Source organism: Bacillus sp. GS3m_15504 (assembly GCF_055825275.1).
In genome coordinates this window covers 3,653,031-3,671,969 of the sequence record NZ_JBVVNL010000001.1, presented here as the reverse complement: position 1 = coordinate 3,671,969, position 18,939 = coordinate 3,653,031, and the positions used below count along the sequence as shown (strand labels likewise).

The following is an 18,939-nucleotide window of genomic DNA, read 5'->3' as shown; positions in this document are numbered from 1 at the left end:
GGCGGATCGAAATGAAAAGAGTAATGTACGTTGTATTATTACTTAGCTTTGTCATTGGAATGACAGCTTGTAACGATGAAACGTCCTCAAGTCGTACACTTTTATCTATTGGAAAACCAGCGAAAGATAATGTTATATATTTTACGCATACAGATAACAAGCGAAAGATACAGGAAATACAAGACATGTTTCAAAATAAGAAGTGGAAAAGAAATGAAACATTCAGCACTGTTAATAAAACACCAGATGTCGTCTTTTCAATAGATGAAGACAATACAGGGTTACCGGCACTATATGTTACGGTGTATTTTCATGAAGATGGAGCGGACGTTCTTAACTTGTACGGGGAGTATACGAGTTTAAATAAACAAGAACTTGCAATGCTGAGAGAAAAGATGAGTGCATATTATCCTAAAATGATTTTTGGTCTAGTTTCATAAATTACTTGTAAATAAAATCCCCTTATCCTTCCAAAGTAAATGAAGAGGAGATGATCTGTTTATATGCAGTTAATGGAATAACACTTGCTACTTTAATTTTCTTTTAATATAATTAATTTAGAATTTTTAAATATTCTAAATTTTATAAAGGTGGGGTTTGTGTGAATCTCGTTCAATCTTTGGCTGAAACGGCGAAAAAGAAGGGGGATAAACCGGCTTATATATTTATGGATCAGTCGGTCTCATATGACCAATTAAACAAAATGGTCACAAGGTTTTCTAGCAATTTAGCAGAAATGGGCATTGGAAAAGGGGACAATGTTGCATTAGTTGTTGGAAATTCACCACATTTTTTGGTCGGTTTATACGGAACAATGAAAGCGGGAGCAACTGTTATTCCAGTTAATCCAATTTATACAGCAGACGAAATGCATTACATTTTACAAAATGGAGATGTAAAAACAATCATCGTACTCGACGTCCTTCTACCTGTTATACAATCTCTTACAACAAGACTTCCTTCACTTGAGAACATCATCAAATGCGAAACCTCATCAGATTTTAACCATACAGAAACCGAAAAAATGAAAACGTTTACCAGAATGATAGGGGCTGGAGATTTAACTTACGAAGGCCCAGAGCTAGATGAAAAAGATGTAGCGGTTATTTTATACACTTCGGGCACAACTGGAAAACCGAAAGGCGCTATGTTAACACATAAAAATTTATATAGTAATGCGAGCGATGTGGCGTCGTATTTACAATATACGGCTGATGACCGCGTCGTTGCGGCATTGCCGATGTTCCACGTGTTCTGTTTAACAGTCGCGGTCAATGCACCAATTGTGAACGGAGCGACTATTTTAATGTTACCGAAATTTAGCCCGAAAGAAGTATTCCGTATTTGCCGCACGTACGAACCGACGATTTTTGCCGGTGTACCGACAATGTACAATTATTTATATTTATTCGAAGAAGCGAGCGCAGAAGATGTGAAGACACTTCGCCTCTGTATTTCAGGTGGTGCGTCAATGCCTGTTGCTCTTCTACAAAACTTTGAAAAACGTTTTGACGTAATTGTTTCAGAAGGATACGGTTTATCAGAAGCATCACCAGTTACTTGTTTTAACCCGCTAGATCGTCCGCGTAAGCCAGGATCAATCGGTACAAATATTTGGCATGTAGAAAATAAAATTGTAAATGAACTTGGGGAAGAAGTACCAGTCGGCGCAGTTGGGGAATTAATTGTTCGCGGACCTAACGTTATGAAAGGATATTATAACGCACCAGAAGATACAGCTGCGACATTGAAAGATGGCTGGCTGTATACAGGAGACTTAGCGAAAATGGATGAAGAAGGTTACTTCTATATCGTTGATCGTAAAAAGGATATCGTCTTAGTTGGCGGTTATAACGTATATCCTCGTGAAGTAGAGGAAGTATTGTACATGCACGAATCAGTGGCGGAAGTTGTCGTAATCGGTGTTCCTGATGAAAACTTAGGAGAAGCAGTGCGAGCGTACGTCGTTCTGAAACAAACGAACGTAACAGAAGAAGAACTGATGCATTACTGCACATTACATTTAGCAAAATATAAAGTACCAAAGAGTATTGAATTTTTAACAGAACTGCCGAAGAATACGACAGGCAAGTTGCTGAGAAGAGCTTTGAGAGAAAAAGCAATGCAAGTTTAAATATAGGGGCAACCATCTTTATGAAGATGGTTGCCTTTCTATTTTTTAGCATTGGTTAAGCTATGGTGCCATATATTTAAACCGTAATATGACTAATAAGGAGGAGATATAAGTGGAACAGAAGGAATTACGTTTACGGCGAGTGCAGTATCTTATTTGTGACATTATGGATGAAATGAATGCTGAAAGTGAGAAGAACAACTTAGAAATACTGCAGCAAGTCATTGATCACCTTTCAGGAGCGATAGGTGATTTAGTTGATCCATCAAGCTCGTATTCTATCGATTATTTAGAACGAAAAGTTCATACAGCGCATTATTTACTTTTTAAAAATGAGCGGAAAGCGTACTTATGTAGGAAATAATATTATTATTTTTATTTGACATTGATAATCATTATCAATATGATAGTTGTGTTAAGTATATTTATATAAAGGGAGATGTCATATTGATAATGATTAAGAAAAAATATATGAATGCATTCGTTATAGCAGCAACTTTAGCAGTTCCATTTAGTAGTATTATGGCACCGATTGCGAAGGCAGAAGCGGCGGTTGAAATGAAAGCGGCTAGCAAATTAGCAGATGGCACTTATGACGTTATTTTAAAGACTTATAAAGATAAAACGAATGATACATCAGTTGCGTCTACATATTTAAAAAATCCAAAAGTAACCATTCAAGGTGATAAAAAAATCGTTACGTTAACAGTTCAAGATAGTAGCTATTTCCAGTACCTTAGAGTAGAAGATACGAATAAAGTAGGGATATTCCATGATGTAAAAGTAATTTCCGAAGATAAAGCAAATAACGGTACGAAAGTTGTTCAATTTGAAATCGATGAGTTCTCGAAAAAATATAATATGCAAATGCATATATTAATTCCAGCAATTAAATATGATCATACATATCAAGTACAGTTTGAAATCGATGCGAGTGCAATTGAACAGAAGCCTAAATTCTCTGACGTACCAGCATGGGCACAAGAATCAGTTCAATATTTAGTAGATAAAGAAGCAGTACACGGTAAGCCAGACGGTACATTTGCACCAGCTGAAAATATTGATCGTAGTTCCGCTGCAAAAATATTAGCAACTGTTTTACGGTTAGAAATTAAGAAAGATGCAAAGCCATCATTCCCTGATGCACAAAATCACTGGGCGACTCCATATATTGCTGCTGTTGAAAAAGCAGGTATTGTAAAAGGTGATGAGAAGGGAAACTTTAATCCAAGCGGGTTAATTAACCGTGCATCAATGGCTTCTATGTTAGTAAATGCATATAAATTAGAAAGAAATGAAAATATAAAACTACCGAAAGAATTTGCGGACTTAAACAATCATTGGGGTGCGAAGTATGCCAATATTTTAATCCAAGAAAAGATTTCAATTGGAACAGATAATGGCTGGGCTCCAAATAAAGCAGTAAGTCGTGCGGAAGCAGCACAATTTATTGCGAAGGCGGATAAGTTGAAGTAAAGTACCGACATTAGCTTTAAGTAGAAAGGCACATGAGTCTATTCATGGAATGAAAAAAGGTCTGTTTATGTTACCGAAAGAACTGAAAGATTTTTTATTTCAATAAAAAACCGAACCACCATCTAAATGGCAGTTCGGTTTTCTTTATTTTTTCTCTACTAACTTTTTATTCTTCCAATCTAGTGTAAACGATTTATTAAATGTTTTTTGATCAACGTCTTTTACGTTGTTTCCAACCCAGTTTGCAGTTCCGAATGTGTAGCCTGGACGAAGTTGGTAGTCGTCGGCATGTTTTGTATAAGCGACTTGTAGGTTAGATTGGTCTGTATTTTTTTCAGAGATAACAACAGCGATCATACCAGGAGAGAAACCACTATTTGTTAGCGCTGGAAGTTGATCCATCGGTATTAAATTACCTTTTGCATCAGATTCATATAAGTATGTGCGAGAGTACATGAACAGTTGGTTTCCATATAAAGAATGGTAGGAATCACGTGTGTAAATACCCCAGTTTTGATTGTTATATCCGTTAAAGAATACGTTCCATTTTACGTTTTTATTTGTTTGGTCAATTAAGTTTGTTTTATAACTAGTTTGTTTATAGCTTACAGAATCAGACCAAGTTACTTGGCCAGTTGCACCCGCTTCAGCGCTAGGTCCATTTGGCGTTGCAGAAGCTTTAACAGAACCGCCAAGTTGATAAGATACACTAGAGGTTACAGTCGTTTCTTCTACAGCATTTGTAGGTGCTACGTTAAAGAAACGAGCGCTGTTATCTTGAAGATTAAAGGCAATATCATATTGTGAAGGATAGCGTAATGTTGCACTAGCGCCAGGGATTGGGTAGTTATCAATAGGCGCACTACTTATAGTAGGATTTGCTTTTAGAAAACTACCAGTTGTATTAATAACGGCAATCTGTTTATCAGCGCTTGGATCATCGATGAAAGTTACCTTTAAAGACATTGTCATATTATCAGTTTGATCATTATTAAATGTATTATAGCTCGTATGTGTTTTTGCATTTTGTCCGATATCTGTTACAACTTGTGACGTCGTTTGAGCGTAAGCAGCAGGTGTTGAAAGCACTAAAGCGCTACTAGCAAAAACAGCGGATAATGCTAAACATTTTAAATATGTTTTAGAACGTTTCATACAATCACTTCCTTTTATTTTTGTCGATATATGTCGTATTCCATTTATATCGTAACATGAAAATAAAACGGAAGGGATGGTTATGCATAATTACATAGGTGAGTTTTGGATAATGAAATTTTATGAGTCTTTATCAAGGGAATCGCCGCTGTATTGTTTATATAATCCTCCTCATCAACTCTCCAATTTGCGTCGTAACAAACGCAATAACACTAAACAGTTAGAGGTTTTTATTGTGAAGGTCATTGTGCTTAATATTTACGCTATAAGTGCATAACAAGTTATAATAGAAGAAATGAATAAGGAGGTTAGTTGTGAAGAATCTTCGTTATCTCAATATATTTACGATATTAATTATATACACACTACTTATGCTTTACATAGGCTGGAACGGCTGGGTTTGGCTTCATGCGGTATTTGGCTGGGAGTCTTGGGGATATTACGCTTTCATAGTTGGCTTCATTTCGTATGCGTACATTCTCGTGCAAGTGTTTAAGTTTTTGCCTTTCCTACGAACAATAGGTTCGATTTGGTTTGCGGTTATACAATACGCGCTTATGTTATTACCATTAGCTAATATTACAGTCTTTCTTTTGCAGTTTTCAGTGGAGAAAGAAGCGGCAATTATTTGGACAGGGGCGGCTGTGTTAGCTGCATTTATTTTTATCTTTGCGTACGGAGTATTTAATGCATATAGCCCGGTAGTAAGAAAGTATGAGGTGCACATTCCGAAAAAAGTAGAGGGACGTAAAAGCTTACGCATTGCGATGGCTTCTGATATGCATTTCGGTAAATTATCTGGCGTTTCGCATTTGAAAAGGCTTGTTCGTCATGTAAATGAAATGGAGCCTGATATTATTTTACTGCCAGGTGATATTATTGATGATCATCCAGGTGTGTTCATTCAAAAAAATATGGGGCCAATTATGAAACAAATGAAAGCTCCATTAGGCGTATATGGTGTGTTAGGAAACCATGAATATTATGGACGGGCAGTTCCTGAATTTTTACAGGAGATGGATAAGATTGATATTCGTATTTTGTTAGATGAAGTGATCACAATTGAAGATGACTTTTACCTCGTTGGAAGAAGAGATAAAACAGAACGCGATCGACAAAGCTTTGAAAAACTTATGAGTACAGTGGATAAAACGATGCCAGTTATCGCAATGGATCACCAACCATTTGAGTTAAAACAAGCAGCGGATGCTGGCGTAGATTTACTATTATCCGGTCACACGCACCGCGGACAAATGGCACCAAACCATATTGTAACGAGAAGAATATACGAACTAGACTGGGGCTACACACAAAAAGGTGCATTTCACGCAATTGTTTCTTCAGGCTTTGGCTTTTGGGGACCGCCGCTTAGACTTGGAAGCAGGTCGGAGATTGTACAGGTGGAGGTTACTTTTGAATAAGTGTATGTAATAGAGAGCTAATGGCTCTCTATTTTTACAAATAAAAAAAGGCTCCACATAAGGAGCACTCAATAAAAATAAATGAATTAAAACAAATAACAGACATGTATAATATACAACATTTGTAATTTAATATCAATATATTTAGATTTATAATTTATTTTGGTGTCAATTTCATAAAAGAGGTACGATTATAAGACGAGGTTGAAATAAAGGGGGATTACAAGTGTTTATATCAGATGTACTATACGGAGAATTTAAAGTCGATCCAGTAGTAGAAGAATTAATCTTAAGTAAGTCTGTGCAAAGACTAAAAGGTATTCATCAAACTGGCGCAAGTTATTTAGTGAACAAGGAATGGAATGTAACGCGCTTTGATCATTCAGTTGGTGTTATGTTGTTAGTTAAAAAGCTAGGTGGTTCAGTAGAAGAGCAAATTGCAGGTTTACTGCACGACGTATCACATACTGCTTTTTCTCATGTGATTGATTACGTTTTTGATAATAGAAATGAAAGTTATCATGAAGAGATATTTAGTTCTGTTGTGAAAAACTCAGAAATTCCAGCGATTCTTGCAAAGTATGGCTATAACTATGAAGATATTTTATTAGATGATTCGAAGTGGACGTTACTGGAACGGTCAGCGCCCGAATTATGCGCAGATCGAGTGGATTATACGTTACGAGATATGTATACATATGGGTATATTTCTTTAGAAGAAGCTCACAGTTTTTTAGAGGATGTAATTGAAGTAAACGGAAAAATGGTCCTTCAAAATATCGAAATGGCAGAGTGGTTTACAGAAACGTATTACAAAGAAGTCATCGATTTCTTTATGCAACCAATGAATAGTTACGGAAATGATATGTTAGCAAAAACGCTAAAGTTAGCGCTACACAAAAAGGTTCTTCATGCAGATGATTTCCTTCTTGAAGATGATGAGCTTATTTTGAAATTGCAGCAATGTAGTGATTCAGAAGTGCATGCTTTATTAAGCAAAGTCCATCCGAATGTAAAAGTAAAAGAAGTTAGAAACGATTATGATCTACATCAGAAGAATAAAGTCCGTCTTATTGATCCTCCATTACTTCGTGAAGGGGAAGTTATTCCATCTTCTGTTGTGTCAGAAAACATAAGGAAGATGAGTGAGATTGCTTATGAAAAAGCGGTGAGAGGGATGTATGTGAAAGTGATTTCAGATTAAAAAGTAGAGCATCACTCCTAGATGCTCTACTTTTTCACATCACTGATCAAACCAATTCCAAACCTCAATATCTCCAAGAGTCGCATAACGAACGTGAGGCGAGTTTTGTAATTTTAATAACTCTTTCGACGGTCCGGTAATGACGATCCCGTATACTTTCACACCGGTATCTTTTACATAATCATAGCGTTTATCTAAGTTCAGCTCTTTTTCAGAAGTCTGAGTAGTTTTACTTACGGTTTCTTTATGTGTAGAAAGAATACGCATCATTTCGATTACTTCATCTTCTTTTGTCTTCGGTCGTTCTGCTTCATTATCAGGGAGATTTATATGTTCTGAAAATCCGATAACCTCTCGGCCATGTAGAATGAAATCTTCTTCATCTATTCTTTCTTGCCCTGTGTCTAAAGCGTACCATATAGGAGTGGGCGGCATTTCTTGTGTTTCAAATGTGCTATATAGAATGGATGCTAATTCTTGTAAAGTGTAAGGTTTGTCAAAAGATATTGCTACTTCTGCAACGGTGCCCTCATGTATCTTTTCGAGTGTACTCCAAACTTTTTTAGAGATTTCTTTCAAATGATCATCTTGCTTAATTTTCGGGTGAACAAAGGAAAGTTTGTTGGAATAGGGTTTATTTGCCCATGATTGATTTGTGTCAGTTACAGATGATAAGAAGCTACGCGTTGTTACTGTACCAATTGGCATTTCTTTTTTACCGACCGTTTTAACTAAATTCATTTCATTTTCTGTACGGAAAAAGGGTTTAATCTTTGTACTGCCTCCAGTGGAACGAATATTTGGAATTGTTGCTTCTAGTGCGAGTGCTGGAATCTCATCTACTTCAACTAACTTTTTCATATTATAGAAGTAAAGAGAAGACGAAAAATGGCCGACAAAATAGATTGCTATACAAACAGCGATAACAAAACTAACGGTTTGCCAACGTTGTTTCCATTTTATTTTCCAAAACGGAACTTTCAGGTTTTGTGATGGTAGTCTTTTCTTTATTGGTTCACTCTTTGAAAGCAACTCATCTAAGTAAGCTTCACACTCTTCACATGTCTCAATATGATTTTCTAACAGTTCTTGTTCATCATGCGTGAGAGTTCCATTTTCGTATTTCTCCCACAGTTTTTTTAATTCTATACACCCCATCCGTATCACTCCTTTATGCTTTTCGTTTCTTTTCGTCCCCGGTGTAATTCAATCTTCACTTTTGCTAATGAGAGACAAGTCATTTCTGCTATTTCCTTATACGAGAATCCGTAGTAATCTCGTAGTAACAGAACATTTCGTCTCTCGAGCGGAAGAGAAGATAAACGGTCTAACCAACTAGCAATCTCATATTTTACGAAATATTCATGTTCTGTACTTGGCACGTTTGGTAAATGGAATTCTGCAACCTCTGTTGTTTTATATTTTTTCTCTTTTCGATACCAATCGATAAAGGCGTTGTAGGCAATTGTAAATAACCACGGTCTAATTTCTTCGCCTTTGTAATAATCAATATGGACGAGCATGCGGTAAAATGTTTCTTGCATGAGATCTTCAGCAAAATGAGAATCTCCGGTTAGGGAGAGAAGATAGCGAAATAAATCATGCATATGATCGGAATAAATGTCTTCTAATGATTGTTTACGTTTCACTACATTTCCCTCCCTTCATACATAACAACGAAATACATATAAAAAAGTTACAATTTTTTATGGAATTATAGTAAAAAACGTCAAGAATTGGATAAGATTCTCTTTTATCATAATACATATAAGGCGGGTGAACAGAGATGGAAAGCTATGAAACACAAATTCAAAGGTCCATTGATTATATCGAGGAAGATGTAATGGAAAAACAGACGCTGCGTAATTTAGCTCGCATTGCAGGTTTTTCTGAGTCGCATTTTCATCGTGTATTCCAGGCGTTAGTAGGTGATACGGTAATGGAGTATGTCCGAAAGAGGAGGTTAGCCCGGGCAGCTTATCAACTTTCTCATACGGATGAAAAAATTATTGATATCGCATTTGAGCATGGCTTTCAATCTCACGAAACGTTCACGAGAGCCTTTAAAAAATTATTTCAAATGACACCGAGTGAATATCGAAAGCAAGAAATAGAAACACCGATGTATTACAGTGTGAATGTAAAGCAAAGAAAATTAAATCCGTATTTAGGAGGTATACAAATGGAATATCGTATTGTAAATAAACCAGAATTTTTAATGGCGGGTTATGAACTGAAGACGACAAGTAAAGAAGGGAAGAACCATCACGACATTCCAGCATTTTGGCAAGAATATTTACAAAAAGATCTTGGAACGACGATTCCGAATCGTAAAGATACGAGCCAATGGGTAGAGCTTGGATTATGTACTGATTTTAATTTAGAAACAGGGGACTTCACTTATATTATCGGAATGGAAGTTACAGACTTTGAAAATGTACCAAATGAAATTGCAAAGCGTACGTTCCCAGCAGCAACATATGCAGTATTTACAACGCCGAAAGTTCCTCATGAAGAAATGGTATCGTCTATTCACCAAACATGGAATGCAGTATTCTCAGAGTGGTTCCCGCATTCAGGATACGAACATTGCGGCGTTAATGAGTTTGAGCTATACGATGAGCGTTCCCATGCAGATAAAAGTGAGTTCGCTCAAATTGAACTTTGGATACCGGTGAAGAAGAAATAATAGATTGAGAGCGAGTCATTGAGAAATGGTTCGCTTTTTTATAAAGGGAGAGTGGGGATATGTTCCAAAAACTAGAATGTGTATCTATACATACGAAGGATATAGAAAAATCCGTTTCTTTTTATAAAGAAATGGGAATGGAGCAAAACTGGGTTATAGAAAGAGAATTAGAAGAAGGGGCTATTTGGACGTTAATAGGATTGAAGTTTCCAGATGAGAAAAGTTCGGAGTTAGTAATAAGCAATCATCCGGATATTAATTTTATAGAAGTCGAAGTATTGGTAGAAGATGTGCAACAAACGTATGAAAGTTTAAAAGATAATAAAGATGTAAAATGGATTCGCGAACCATTTCCAACAGAATCAGGACACGTTGCGGTAATGGAAGCACCTGATGAGAATGTGTTTGTGTTGGTAGGAAAATAGCTGAAATATGGAGTGACCTTTCATAGTGAGTTATGAAAGGTTATTTTTTATGAGTGGATTGTTAAATTTGTATTGCTTTATCTGTAATACATTTGAAAATGGTAAAATAAAATAGCAATTAAATATTGCGGGTGGAAGGTTATACCCTTTCTTCATTTGGTGAAGAAAGGAGGTGTAATCGTATGGAATTTCTTTTGCAAATTTTGTTGGAAATCACAAAAACGATAGCTAGAGAAGGTATAGTTATGGGATTTAAGAAATTAACGGCAAAAAAGCGCAAAAAGAAGACGACCCGTCTGCCTGCGAAGCGTGGGAAGTCTTCTTTTTGCGCAAATAAGCTTTAGTTGCAGTGACGGGGTGTTGGAAGCACTTCGTCTACTTCATTTTATGCAAAACTTAGTTAGTTTATACTTCTATTTATAGTATAACAGTTTAGAAATGTATTTGTTAATAGTTTTATTTTTACTTTTTATAGTAGAGGAAGTAGGCTAGCGTTGTCGGTTTTTGTCGGTAAGTCGATATATTTAGAAAATCGCTGATATAATTTGAGTTGCGCCGATATATTTAGAAAATCGCTGATATAATTTGAGTTGCGCCGATATATTTAGAAAATCGCTGATATAATTTGAGTTGCGCCGATATATTCAAAAAATCGCCGATATAATTTCATATACCGCTAAAACACTTTAAAAAACGATCCGTATAATTTCATATACCGCTGAACTCTCCCCAAAAAGAAAAGACGCCACATAGCGCCTTTTCTACGAACGAAACGGAAACACAAGTATAATCGTCGTTCCTTTTCCTAGTTCACTATCAATAGAAATCGCTCCGTTATGAGCATGAACGAGTTGCTTTGTAATAGCGAGGCCAAGTCCAGTTCCGATGTTGCTTTCTTCTGTATTTGTTCCTCTGTAATATCGCTCAAATAGAAGCTCTTTCGTTTTATCATCCATTCCTTTTCCGTTATCTGAAATAGAGAGTGTGAATGAAGTAGCATTTTGTGAAAGCTTTACAATGACATTAGTTGTTTCATTATTATGTTTTACAGCGTTTACGAGTAAGTTTTCGATAATGCGTTGGAACCATTTTTCTTCAATGAAATATTGAATTTTGTTTGAGCTTGGTACGAATTCAATATTTTGATTTTGAAGTGTCGGATTATTAATGAATTGTAATAATACTTTTTGGACGAATTGATTCATTTCAATGTTTACGTGCTGCGCAGGAAGACTATTATTCTTTAATTGATACGTTAAGCTTAAGTCATCAATTAGTGTGGTCATATATTGAGATTTCTCTTTCATAACGCTGCCGAATTGCTGAATGTCACGATCAGTCCAGTTATACTGTTTTGATTCTAGTAATAATGCGTAGCCGTATATAGAACTTAGTGGTGTTTTTAAATCGTGCGTTAGACCAGTAATCCATTCTTCACGTGTTTGCTGCAGTACTTGCCTCATTGCATCATTTTTTTTGAGTGTAATAGAAAGGTGCTCTAGTGAATTTGTAACATCACTAAATAAGCGGAATGACCATTTTTCTTTACCCGATTTCCTGAACCTGATAGGTTTCCCTTTTTTACTAACAGGCTCTTCGTACTTTCCACCAGCAATATTTTTAAGCCAGCGCATCGCATGTAATAACGGTTTTCCAAATTTATTACCGTACCAAATAGAAAGAATGACTAAATAAACAAATACGATAAGAAGGATTAATCCGCATCCGATTAGAAACTTTTTAGTAAATACATCGTCTATTTCATCGTCTGGGTAGTAGTGCTCATTTTTTGCCGTTACAACAAGGAGATGATTGCTATTTGTGTCGTAAAAGCTAGACGTGTTTTCTTTATGATTCCACGGTTCCCTTTCATTAAGAGCAGCTTGTATAACAGAAAACGTTTTTTTCTTTCCGTTTGGATAGGAGAATACTTCATCGCCCTTACTATTAAAGATTTGAAGTGTTGCTTTTTCTTTAGAAAGTAACTGTTGTTCTTCTTCTGTTAATGTGAATGAATCGGTAGATACAGAAGGGTGCGCTTTCTGAATTGTTTTCAGTAATGCATTGCTTTTTAACATGCCGCCGTAAATAACGAGTACGTTCTTTTCTTCTAATTCAATTTCCCAATATGTAAATGTATAAGGATTTTCTATATGATTTTGTATATACGAGAATAAAGATGCTTTCGTATAAGATGTTGGTACGTCACTAGGTGTATTAAAGTGATAGAGAACTTTTCCGTTTTCCTCGACAACTTGAATCCAATCATTTTTCTCTTTAATTAAGTCTTTTACTTCAGATTTTAACGAAATATTGCCATCTTCTGAAGAGATGTATCTTGCAATCATAAAATTATCAGCATCTGGAATGTTCGGTTCATATGAAGTACTAGTAACGAGAAAAATTAAATAAGTGAAAGCAGCTACTACAGCAATTAGTAATGTAACTAAAACAAATACGTGTTGCAGTATAAACTGGATAATAAGTCGTTTATTAAAGTTCATATCGTCACCCTACTTTGTAATGAACTTATAGCCAAGTCCGCGAACGGTTTTTATATATTCTGGTTTACTTGGGTCTTGTTCAATTTTTTCACGCAGTTTTCGAATGTGGACCATAACGGTATTGTCATCTCCATTGTAGGCAGGTGCTCCCCAAACTTTCTCGTATATTTCTTCTTTTGAAAATACGTAGTTCGGATTCTCGCAAAAGAAGAGTAATAGCTGAAATAGCTGGGCGGAACATTCGACAACACGCCCATTTACTGTAAGCTCTGCGGAATATCTATCAATTTCAAATCTGCCAAATGAACTAGAGTGTGCTTTTTGTTCGTGTGGTATGACTTGCTTCATATGTCTTCGGAGTTGTGCTTTCATACGAGCTACCACTTCAAGTGGATTAAATGGCTTCGTAATATAATCATCTGCACCGTGTGAAAATCCAGATATTTTATCTAAATCAGATGTTTTAGCTGTGAGGAAGAAGATAGGACAATCTGTTTTTTGACGAATGATTGGACAAATATCAAAACCAGATTGTCCAGGAAGCATGACATCTAAAATAATTAAATCGTAATCGTTTTGCTGAGTGAGAGATAAAGCCATTTCAGCTGATGTTGCAGTTGTAATATGAGAAAAACCTTCTTTTTCAAGAATGGTAGTTAGTAATTGTAAAATTGCTGTTTCATCATCAACGAGCAAAATATTTGCTTCATACATAAAAAATCCCTCCTAATTTCCTCGAATATCATATCATCTTTCTGTAACTTATGGAATTTTTAAGGAAATTTTAAGGTTTTCTTTCTCAAAAAATTAAGAATCAAATGATATGATAAAAGTAACATAGGGGAGGAGATGAGTGTGAATCCGTTTCAAACGATGCGAGCTAGATATTTTTTAATTGTATTTACACTATTAACGTTAGTTGCAAGAGCCAGTAATGAATTGATAGAACATACATTTCATATGCAAAATTCTACTTTTATAAATATCCTTATATTCTATATCCTGCCGATGACGTGGATTTTTTTTGAGTATAGAAAATATCGTGTTTCATTTTCATTATTTATTAATAAAAATGAAACATTTAACCTGGTGCAAGTTTTATACATTACGATTATGTTATGCGTGTTTAGTTATGGATATCTTATTTTATACATGTATAGTTTTGCATGGATTACACCAGCATTTATTATGAACGCATTACGTGAACCGATCATAGATAGCACTGGGGGATATGTCTATCAAGTTATTATGGTCGTGTTCATCGCACCAATTATTGGTGAATTTGTTTTTCGAGGATTTTTACTACAACGCTTTGCAGCAAAATGGGGAACGAGTATAGCGATCATTGTAGTAGCGATATTATTTGCATTGTTACACGTTGATTTCCTAGGTGCAGTTGTATTTAGCGTTGTACTATCAATCGTATATATTCGTACGAATAGTTTACTCATGCCAATTGCTATTCACATGTTAAACAATGCATTTGTAATTAGTCTTTCTTTTTTAATAAATAAAGAAGAGATAATGAGTTTTGCAGATTTCTCAAATTATACGACGTTCTTTCCAGGGCTTATTATTTTTATAACAGGATTAAACTTAGTACTCATCTTCTTATTTGTTAACCGCAAATATTGGAGTAAAGAAATGCCCGCTATATATGTAGAGCAGGAAAACAGCTTTTCAGACGTAGTGGGGAGTAAATGAGATGAAGAAGACAATTGAAAGACATTATAGATGCGACATCTGTTACAGATATGTGTGATAGAAACGTTTGCCATTGGCTGCAACCTGTAATAGATACGATTGTGTTTCCAGAGTATTACTTATTTTCTAGTACGCATGTAAAAGAAAATATTATTTCTCTTCTTATTGTGTTAGGGGGTTTACTAATATTTGGTCTAATTGTAGAAGAAATGATGAAGCGCATCTTCAGAAAGAATGAAGAGAAGTATATGTGGGTTCAAAAAATATTTGAGAAAGTAATAGTGGCTTTCCTTTTGTTTTATAGTATGAAAACAATCATTTACTTTATAGCTTTGAAACATCATTAATTCTAAATTTGAAAGGGATGTATAAAATTATATGAATGAAACGATATCATCAAATAAGTTTTTTTATTTGATTGTGCTTAGCATAGTACTAATAACAACAGTCAATGTTATTCTTCGCTGGGAGGAAGCTTATTTCTTTATGTATTTAGCACTCCATTTGTTAGGAATTCTATGTATTAGTGGCGGCGTAGTTGCTGAAAAAAAGAGTGAAGAAAGCATTAATTATATGTGTGTGACCGGCCTTATTTTACTTTTAGCTGTACAAGGGATTATGAAATATAGTTCTTTTTCTCTGCAAGATTTTAGCTTATTAATGGATGTACTTCCTTAAGGGGGCGCGTTATGTTGTCTAAGAAGCAAATAGGATACGTACTAGTTTTAGTCGGTTTTTTTACGCTTATTGTAACGACGTTATTTTTTCAGGACTATGAATATATACGCTATATAAAAGGTGCTGGTTTAATATGTTGGGTTGTAAGTATATTTCTTATCCCAGATTATGAACCGAATAAAGTGTCTAAAGGTAGGTAAAACTCTTCTTTATGTAGAAGAGTTTTTTTATGTAAATAGAGGGTTCTTGAGCAATTTGCATAATAAGCTTGTTCTAATTTAGCATGTACGAACTTACAATAATAATAGACAGGCAGCATAGAGGAGGGAATAGCGTGAGGAAGGTTATCGGGTGGTCGCTTTTTTTGTACGTTGGGTTTGCATTATTTATATATTGGTATTTATTTGGATGGAATCATGAACTAATTCCTGACATGTACAAAGGAACGAGTGCAGATCCAGAAACGTTTATGAATGCAAGAGAGCTTACGCTAAGCCAAGATTATTCGCGCGTGAAAAATTTACTGTATTTTTTAGCGACGCCTCTTGAATGGATTATTTTATTATTTGTACTTGTGCTCGGTATTTCAAAAAAGTTTGAGAAATGGTCGAAGGAAACGACGAAAATAAGTGTTCTGCAAGTTGCGATTTATTTCTTTTATTTATCACTACTCACAACAGTTCTTGCCTTGCCGATGCAATGGATTAGCCGAAAAGTGTCCGTTGATTACGGCATTTCAACGCAAAGTACACAAAGCTGGATAAAAGATCACGTTATCGGTTTTTGGGAAAGTTATGCGACGATGTTAATTGTAGTTGCCGTTCTGTTATGGCTTATCCGTAAATTCCCGAAGAGATGGTGGCTAGCAGGGTGGGCGCTCTCTGTACCATTTACAATCTTTTTAACATTTATACAGCCTGTCGTTATTGATCCACTTTATAACGACTTTTCGACGCTGAAAAATAAGGAATTAGAAACGAAAATTTTAGCGATAGCGGACAAAGCGGACATTCCTGCTAAACACGTGTATGAAGTAAATATGTCAGAGAAAACGAATGCGTTAAATGCATATGTAACAGGAATTGGCCCTAACGCTCGTATTGTAATGTGGGATACAACGCTTAAGCAATTAAAAGATAAAGAGATTTTATTTATAATGGCCCATGAAATGGGGCATTATGTTATGAAACATATATATTGGGGCGTTGCGAGTTATATGTTGCTATCGTTTATAGGGATGTATCTTATTAGTCGTATTATCAATATGTGTATTCGAAAATGGGGGAATACGCTGCAAATTTCAAAAGCAGCATGTTTCTCAATTTTACCTTTATTTTTCTTAATTTCTTCTGTACTCTCTTTTGCATCACAGCCAGCAACAAACTATGTTTCTCGTATAGAAGAACGAGCGGCAGACCAATATGCTTTAGACATGACGAAGGACGGAAAATCTGGTGTAAAGACGTTTCAATATTTATCAAAAACGAGCTTAAGCCAAGTAAATCCGCCTGCGTTAGTAAAGTTTTTCTTATATACACACCCACCAATTTTTGAAAGAATTTATGCGTTTGAACAATATGAAAAACAAAGCAAAAAGAAGTAGCTATTATGCTACTTCTTTTTTTATAGAGATATAAGTTTGATATTGGGAATATTTATCATTGCTTTTTATTGTGATTTTGTAAATAATAAGCTATAAAATTCTAAAAATCTATATATAAAGGAATAAAGGTGGAAAAATGTATTTTTTACAAAATTTAAAAGTGAAATATAAATTATTGTCACTTATTTCATTAGCAGTTTTAGGCATGGTAATTATGAGCTATGTAGCAATTCAGTCTATTAATAAGATTAAGCAAAATACAGAGGTTGTAGTAGATGATTATCAATATTCTACAATTTTATTAGAAGGGATGCTTCGTACACAAAATTCACTAGAATATAACTTATTAGAATTAATTACGACATCACAAAATGAAGGGACAAATAAAGAGGAGATAATTGATAATATTGAAAAGGATCTTAAAAAATATGATTCTTTATTAAAAGAATATGATGATGGCTTTAATTTAAGTAAGCAAGAGGATGAACTGTTTCAGGAGATGAAGAAATCTTTGCCAATTTATATGGGTACATATAAAAAATTGTTTGAAAAGGCGAAGGTAAAAAACGAGTCACAAATGGTAAACGAATTTCAGAAGGAATTAAAACCGAGGGGAGTAGAGTTAGCTGGATATGCGGTGGATCTAGAATCGTATGTTTCAAACTTAGCTGATCAAGTATTTAATGATTCTCAAAAAATGATAGATCGGTCAGTTATTACTTTTATCATTCTCGTAGTAGTTACTACAATCGTTATATGTATAGTAAGTTATAGTATTAGCAGGCTTATAGTTGCTCCTTTACAAACAGTTAGTCGTATGATGGAAAGAGCAAAAAATGGGGATTTAACTGTACATGGTGAGTATAATGCTAAAGATGAATTAGGTGTATTAGTAAGTGATTTTAATGAAATGATTACAGGGCTAAGAACAAATATGAAAGAAGTAGATAATAACATTCAGCTTTTATTCCAACATGCAGACGGAGTAGTATCTGCATCAGAAGTATCTAGCAGTGCGGCGGAGAAAATAACGATGGATATTGAAGAAGTTGCAAATGGTGCAGAGAGCCAAATGCAAGCAATGGAACAAACTGCAGGTGCGATGGAAGAGTTGACACAGGGAATGCAGAGTATAGTGAATACATCATCATCTGTAAATGAATTGTCTGCTCAATCAGCATTAGATGCAGAGAGTGGTAATAAGTTAATGAAACAAATGATTCAACAGATGAATATAATCCAAAATTCAGTACATAGCGGTGTTAAACAAGTAGAGACTATGAAAGAACAATCAGAAGAAATTGTTAAAATCATTGATGTTATGCAAGGTATTGCCTCTCAGATTAACTTATTAGCATTAAATGCCGCAATTGAGGCTGCCCGTGCTGGGGAAAGTGGTAGAGGGTTTGCAATTGTCGCAGATGAAGTGCGGAAATTAGCGGAACAATCTAGTAATTCTGCAAAACAAATTGAGAAGCTTATTACTCAAGTTATGGGAACAACGAGCCATACGGTACATATGATGGAGAGAGTAGATAATGAGGTACAGGCAGGTACACAAGTGGTAATGGATACAGAAAAAGTATTTGGAAAAATTACAGAAAAAGTACATCAAGTATCTGAGCAAATTCAAACGGTATCTATGTCTACAGATGAAATTGCAGCAAGTAGTGAGGAGATTTCAGCTTCGGCAGAAGACATGGCTCAAATTTCCCAAAGATCATCTGACCGAACTGATAGGGTAAAAGAGTCTATTCAACAGCAAGAAAAATCTGTTCAAGAGATTTCGGTTTCAATTGAACATATGCATAACGCAGCAGGAAAACTAAAACAAATAGTTGCCCAATTTACTCTTCAAAAGTAGTAGTATATTTCAGTTTTAATATAGAGAAATTCCTCTCAATAAATAAAAAAATCATCCCATGTAAAAAAGGATGATTTTTTTA

At 35.2% G+C, this 18,939-nt stretch carries 20 protein-coding genes and 1 pseudogene; 16 read left to right on the top strand and 5 right to left on the bottom strand.

The window, feature by feature from the left end; translation table 11 throughout:
* Positions 1-11 precede the first annotated feature (11 nt).
* The 4 genes from AC0L0O_RS19330 to AC0L0O_RS19315 all read left to right on the top strand — a co-directional run bounded on the left by AC0L0O_RS19330 (position 12) and on the right by AC0L0O_RS19315 (position 3,610).
* On the top strand, positions 12-440 hold the full coding sequence (locus AC0L0O_RS19330; protein ID WP_000832627.1) for a hypothetical protein: 429 nt from the start codon (positions 12-14) through the stop codon (positions 438-440).
* Positions 441-601: 161 nt separating this feature from the next.
* Positions 602-2,134 carry a fatty acid--CoA ligase family protein gene (locus AC0L0O_RS19325; protein WP_473785907.1) on the top strand — a complete coding sequence of 511 codons (1,533 nt, stop codon included), beginning with the start codon at positions 602-604 and terminating at the stop codon, positions 2,132-2,134.
* 112 nt (positions 2,135-2,246) lie between these two features.
* On the top strand, positions 2,247-2,498 hold the full coding sequence (locus tag AC0L0O_RS19320; protein ID WP_000435474.1) for a hypothetical protein: 252 nt from the start codon (positions 2,247-2,249) through the stop codon (positions 2,496-2,498).
* An 89-nt stretch (positions 2,499-2,587) separates the two neighbouring features.
* Positions 2,588-3,610, top strand: coding sequence for an S-layer homology domain-containing protein (locus AC0L0O_RS19315; RefSeq protein WP_000592119.1), 1,023 nt, complete (start codon positions 2,588-2,590; stop codon positions 3,608-3,610).
* A 144-nt stretch (positions 3,611-3,754) separates the two neighbouring features.
* Here AC0L0O_RS19315 and cytK2 read toward each other — a convergent pair whose 3' ends face one another.
* Positions 3,755-4,765 (bottom strand): beta-channel forming cytolysin CytK2, encoded by a 1,011-nt coding sequence (cytK2, locus tag AC0L0O_RS19310; RefSeq protein ID WP_000830621.1) that lies wholly within the window; start codon positions 4,763-4,765, stop codon positions 3,755-3,757.
* A 314-nt stretch (positions 4,766-5,079) separates the two neighbouring features.
* Here cytK2 and AC0L0O_RS19305 point away from each other — a divergent pair, with 314 nt between their 5' ends.
* Positions 5,080-6,186 (top strand): metallophosphoesterase, encoded by a 1,107-nt coding sequence (locus tag AC0L0O_RS19305; protein ID WP_000793753.1) that lies wholly within the window; start codon positions 5,080-5,082, stop codon positions 6,184-6,186.
* Positions 6,187-6,412: 226 nt separating this feature from the next.
* Positions 6,413-7,390 (top strand): HD domain-containing protein, encoded by a 978-nt coding sequence (locus tag AC0L0O_RS19300; RefSeq protein WP_473785906.1) that lies wholly within the window; start codon positions 6,413-6,415, stop codon positions 7,388-7,390.
* A 39-nt stretch (positions 7,391-7,429) separates the two neighbouring features.
* Here AC0L0O_RS19300 and AC0L0O_RS19295 read toward each other — a convergent pair whose 3' ends face one another.
* Both AC0L0O_RS19295 and AC0L0O_RS19290 read right to left on the bottom strand, forming a co-directional pair.
* Entirely contained in the window at positions 7,430-8,548 is a 1,119-nt protein-coding gene (locus tag AC0L0O_RS19295) for an anti-sigma factor (RefSeq protein ID WP_411501187.1), read from the bottom strand.
* A 5-nt stretch (positions 8,549-8,553) separates the two neighbouring features.
* Positions 8,554-9,039, bottom strand: coding sequence for an RNA polymerase sigma factor (locus AC0L0O_RS19290; RefSeq protein WP_000823961.1), 486 nt, complete (start codon positions 9,037-9,039; stop codon positions 8,554-8,556).
* A gap of 137 nt (positions 9,040-9,176) precedes the next feature.
* On the opposite strand from AC0L0O_RS19290, the gene AC0L0O_RS19285 reads away from it, so the two are divergent.
* From AC0L0O_RS19285 to AC0L0O_RS19275, 3 genes are all read left to right on the top strand, one after another.
* On the top strand, positions 9,177-10,079 hold the full coding sequence (locus tag AC0L0O_RS19285; protein WP_000446831.1) for an AraC family transcriptional regulator: 903 nt from the start codon (positions 9,177-9,179) through the stop codon (positions 10,077-10,079).
* A 59-nt stretch (positions 10,080-10,138) separates the two neighbouring features.
* Positions 10,139-10,504 carry a VOC family protein gene (locus tag AC0L0O_RS19280; RefSeq protein WP_000486793.1) on the top strand — a complete coding sequence of 122 codons (366 nt, stop codon included), beginning with the start codon at positions 10,139-10,141 and terminating at the stop codon, positions 10,502-10,504.
* Positions 10,505-10,686: 182 nt separating this feature from the next.
* Positions 10,687-10,848 carry a hypothetical protein gene (locus tag AC0L0O_RS19275; protein ID WP_000394949.1) on the top strand — a complete coding sequence of 54 codons (162 nt, stop codon included), beginning with the start codon at positions 10,687-10,689 and terminating at the stop codon, positions 10,846-10,848.
* 417 nt (positions 10,849-11,265) lie between these two features.
* Here AC0L0O_RS19275 and AC0L0O_RS19270 read toward each other — a convergent pair whose 3' ends face one another.
* Both AC0L0O_RS19270 and AC0L0O_RS19265 read right to left on the bottom strand, forming a co-directional pair.
* On the bottom strand, positions 11,266-13,008 hold the full coding sequence (locus AC0L0O_RS19270) for a sensor histidine kinase (protein WP_001010423.1): 1,743 nt from the start codon (positions 13,006-13,008) through the stop codon (positions 11,266-11,268).
* A 9-nt stretch (positions 13,009-13,017) separates the two neighbouring features.
* Positions 13,018-13,722, bottom strand: a complete 705-nt coding sequence (locus AC0L0O_RS19265) for a response regulator transcription factor (RefSeq protein WP_149282361.1) — start codon at positions 13,720-13,722, stop codon at positions 13,018-13,020.
* A gap of 141 nt (positions 13,723-13,863) precedes the next feature.
* On the opposite strand from AC0L0O_RS19265, the gene AC0L0O_RS19260 reads away from it, so the two are divergent.
* The 7 genes and pseudogenes from AC0L0O_RS19260 to AC0L0O_RS19230 all read left to right on the top strand — a co-directional run bounded on the left by AC0L0O_RS19260 (position 13,864) and on the right by AC0L0O_RS19230 (position 18,857).
* Positions 13,864-14,712, top strand: coding sequence for a CPBP family intramembrane glutamic endopeptidase (locus AC0L0O_RS19260; protein ID WP_001067977.1), 849 nt, complete (start codon positions 13,864-13,866; stop codon positions 14,710-14,712).
* A 50-nt stretch (positions 14,713-14,762) separates the two neighbouring features.
* Entirely contained in the window at positions 14,763-15,059 is a 297-nt protein-coding gene (locus AC0L0O_RS19255; protein WP_142286264.1) for a hypothetical protein, read from the top strand.
* 31 nt (positions 15,060-15,090) lie between these two features.
* Positions 15,091-15,390: a hypothetical protein gene (locus AC0L0O_RS19250; RefSeq protein WP_001006052.1), complete on the top strand. Its 300-nt coding sequence runs from the start codon at positions 15,091-15,093 to the stop codon at positions 15,388-15,390.
* A gap of 11 nt (positions 15,391-15,401) precedes the next feature.
* The gene (locus AC0L0O_RS19245; protein ID WP_000949425.1) at positions 15,402-15,590 is read left to right on the top strand and encodes a hypothetical protein; all 189 of its coding nucleotides are present in this window, start codon (positions 15,402-15,404) and stop codon (positions 15,588-15,590) included.
* Positions 15,591-15,724: 134 nt separating this feature from the next.
* Complete coding sequence (locus AC0L0O_RS19240) at positions 15,725-16,993, top strand: M48 family metallopeptidase (protein WP_473785905.1); 1,269 nt, start codon at positions 15,725-15,727, stop codon at positions 16,991-16,993.
* A 136-nt stretch (positions 16,994-17,129) separates the two neighbouring features.
* A pseudogene (locus tag AC0L0O_RS19235) lies at positions 17,130-17,909 on the top strand (MCP four helix bundle domain-containing protein); the annotation flags it as partial.
* Entirely contained in the window at positions 17,904-18,857 is a 954-nt protein-coding gene (locus AC0L0O_RS19230; protein WP_404978204.1) for a methyl-accepting chemotaxis protein, read from the top strand. The pseudogene AC0L0O_RS19235 and the gene AC0L0O_RS19230, both read left to right, overlap by 6 nt.
* Positions 18,858-18,939 lie beyond the last annotated feature (82 nt).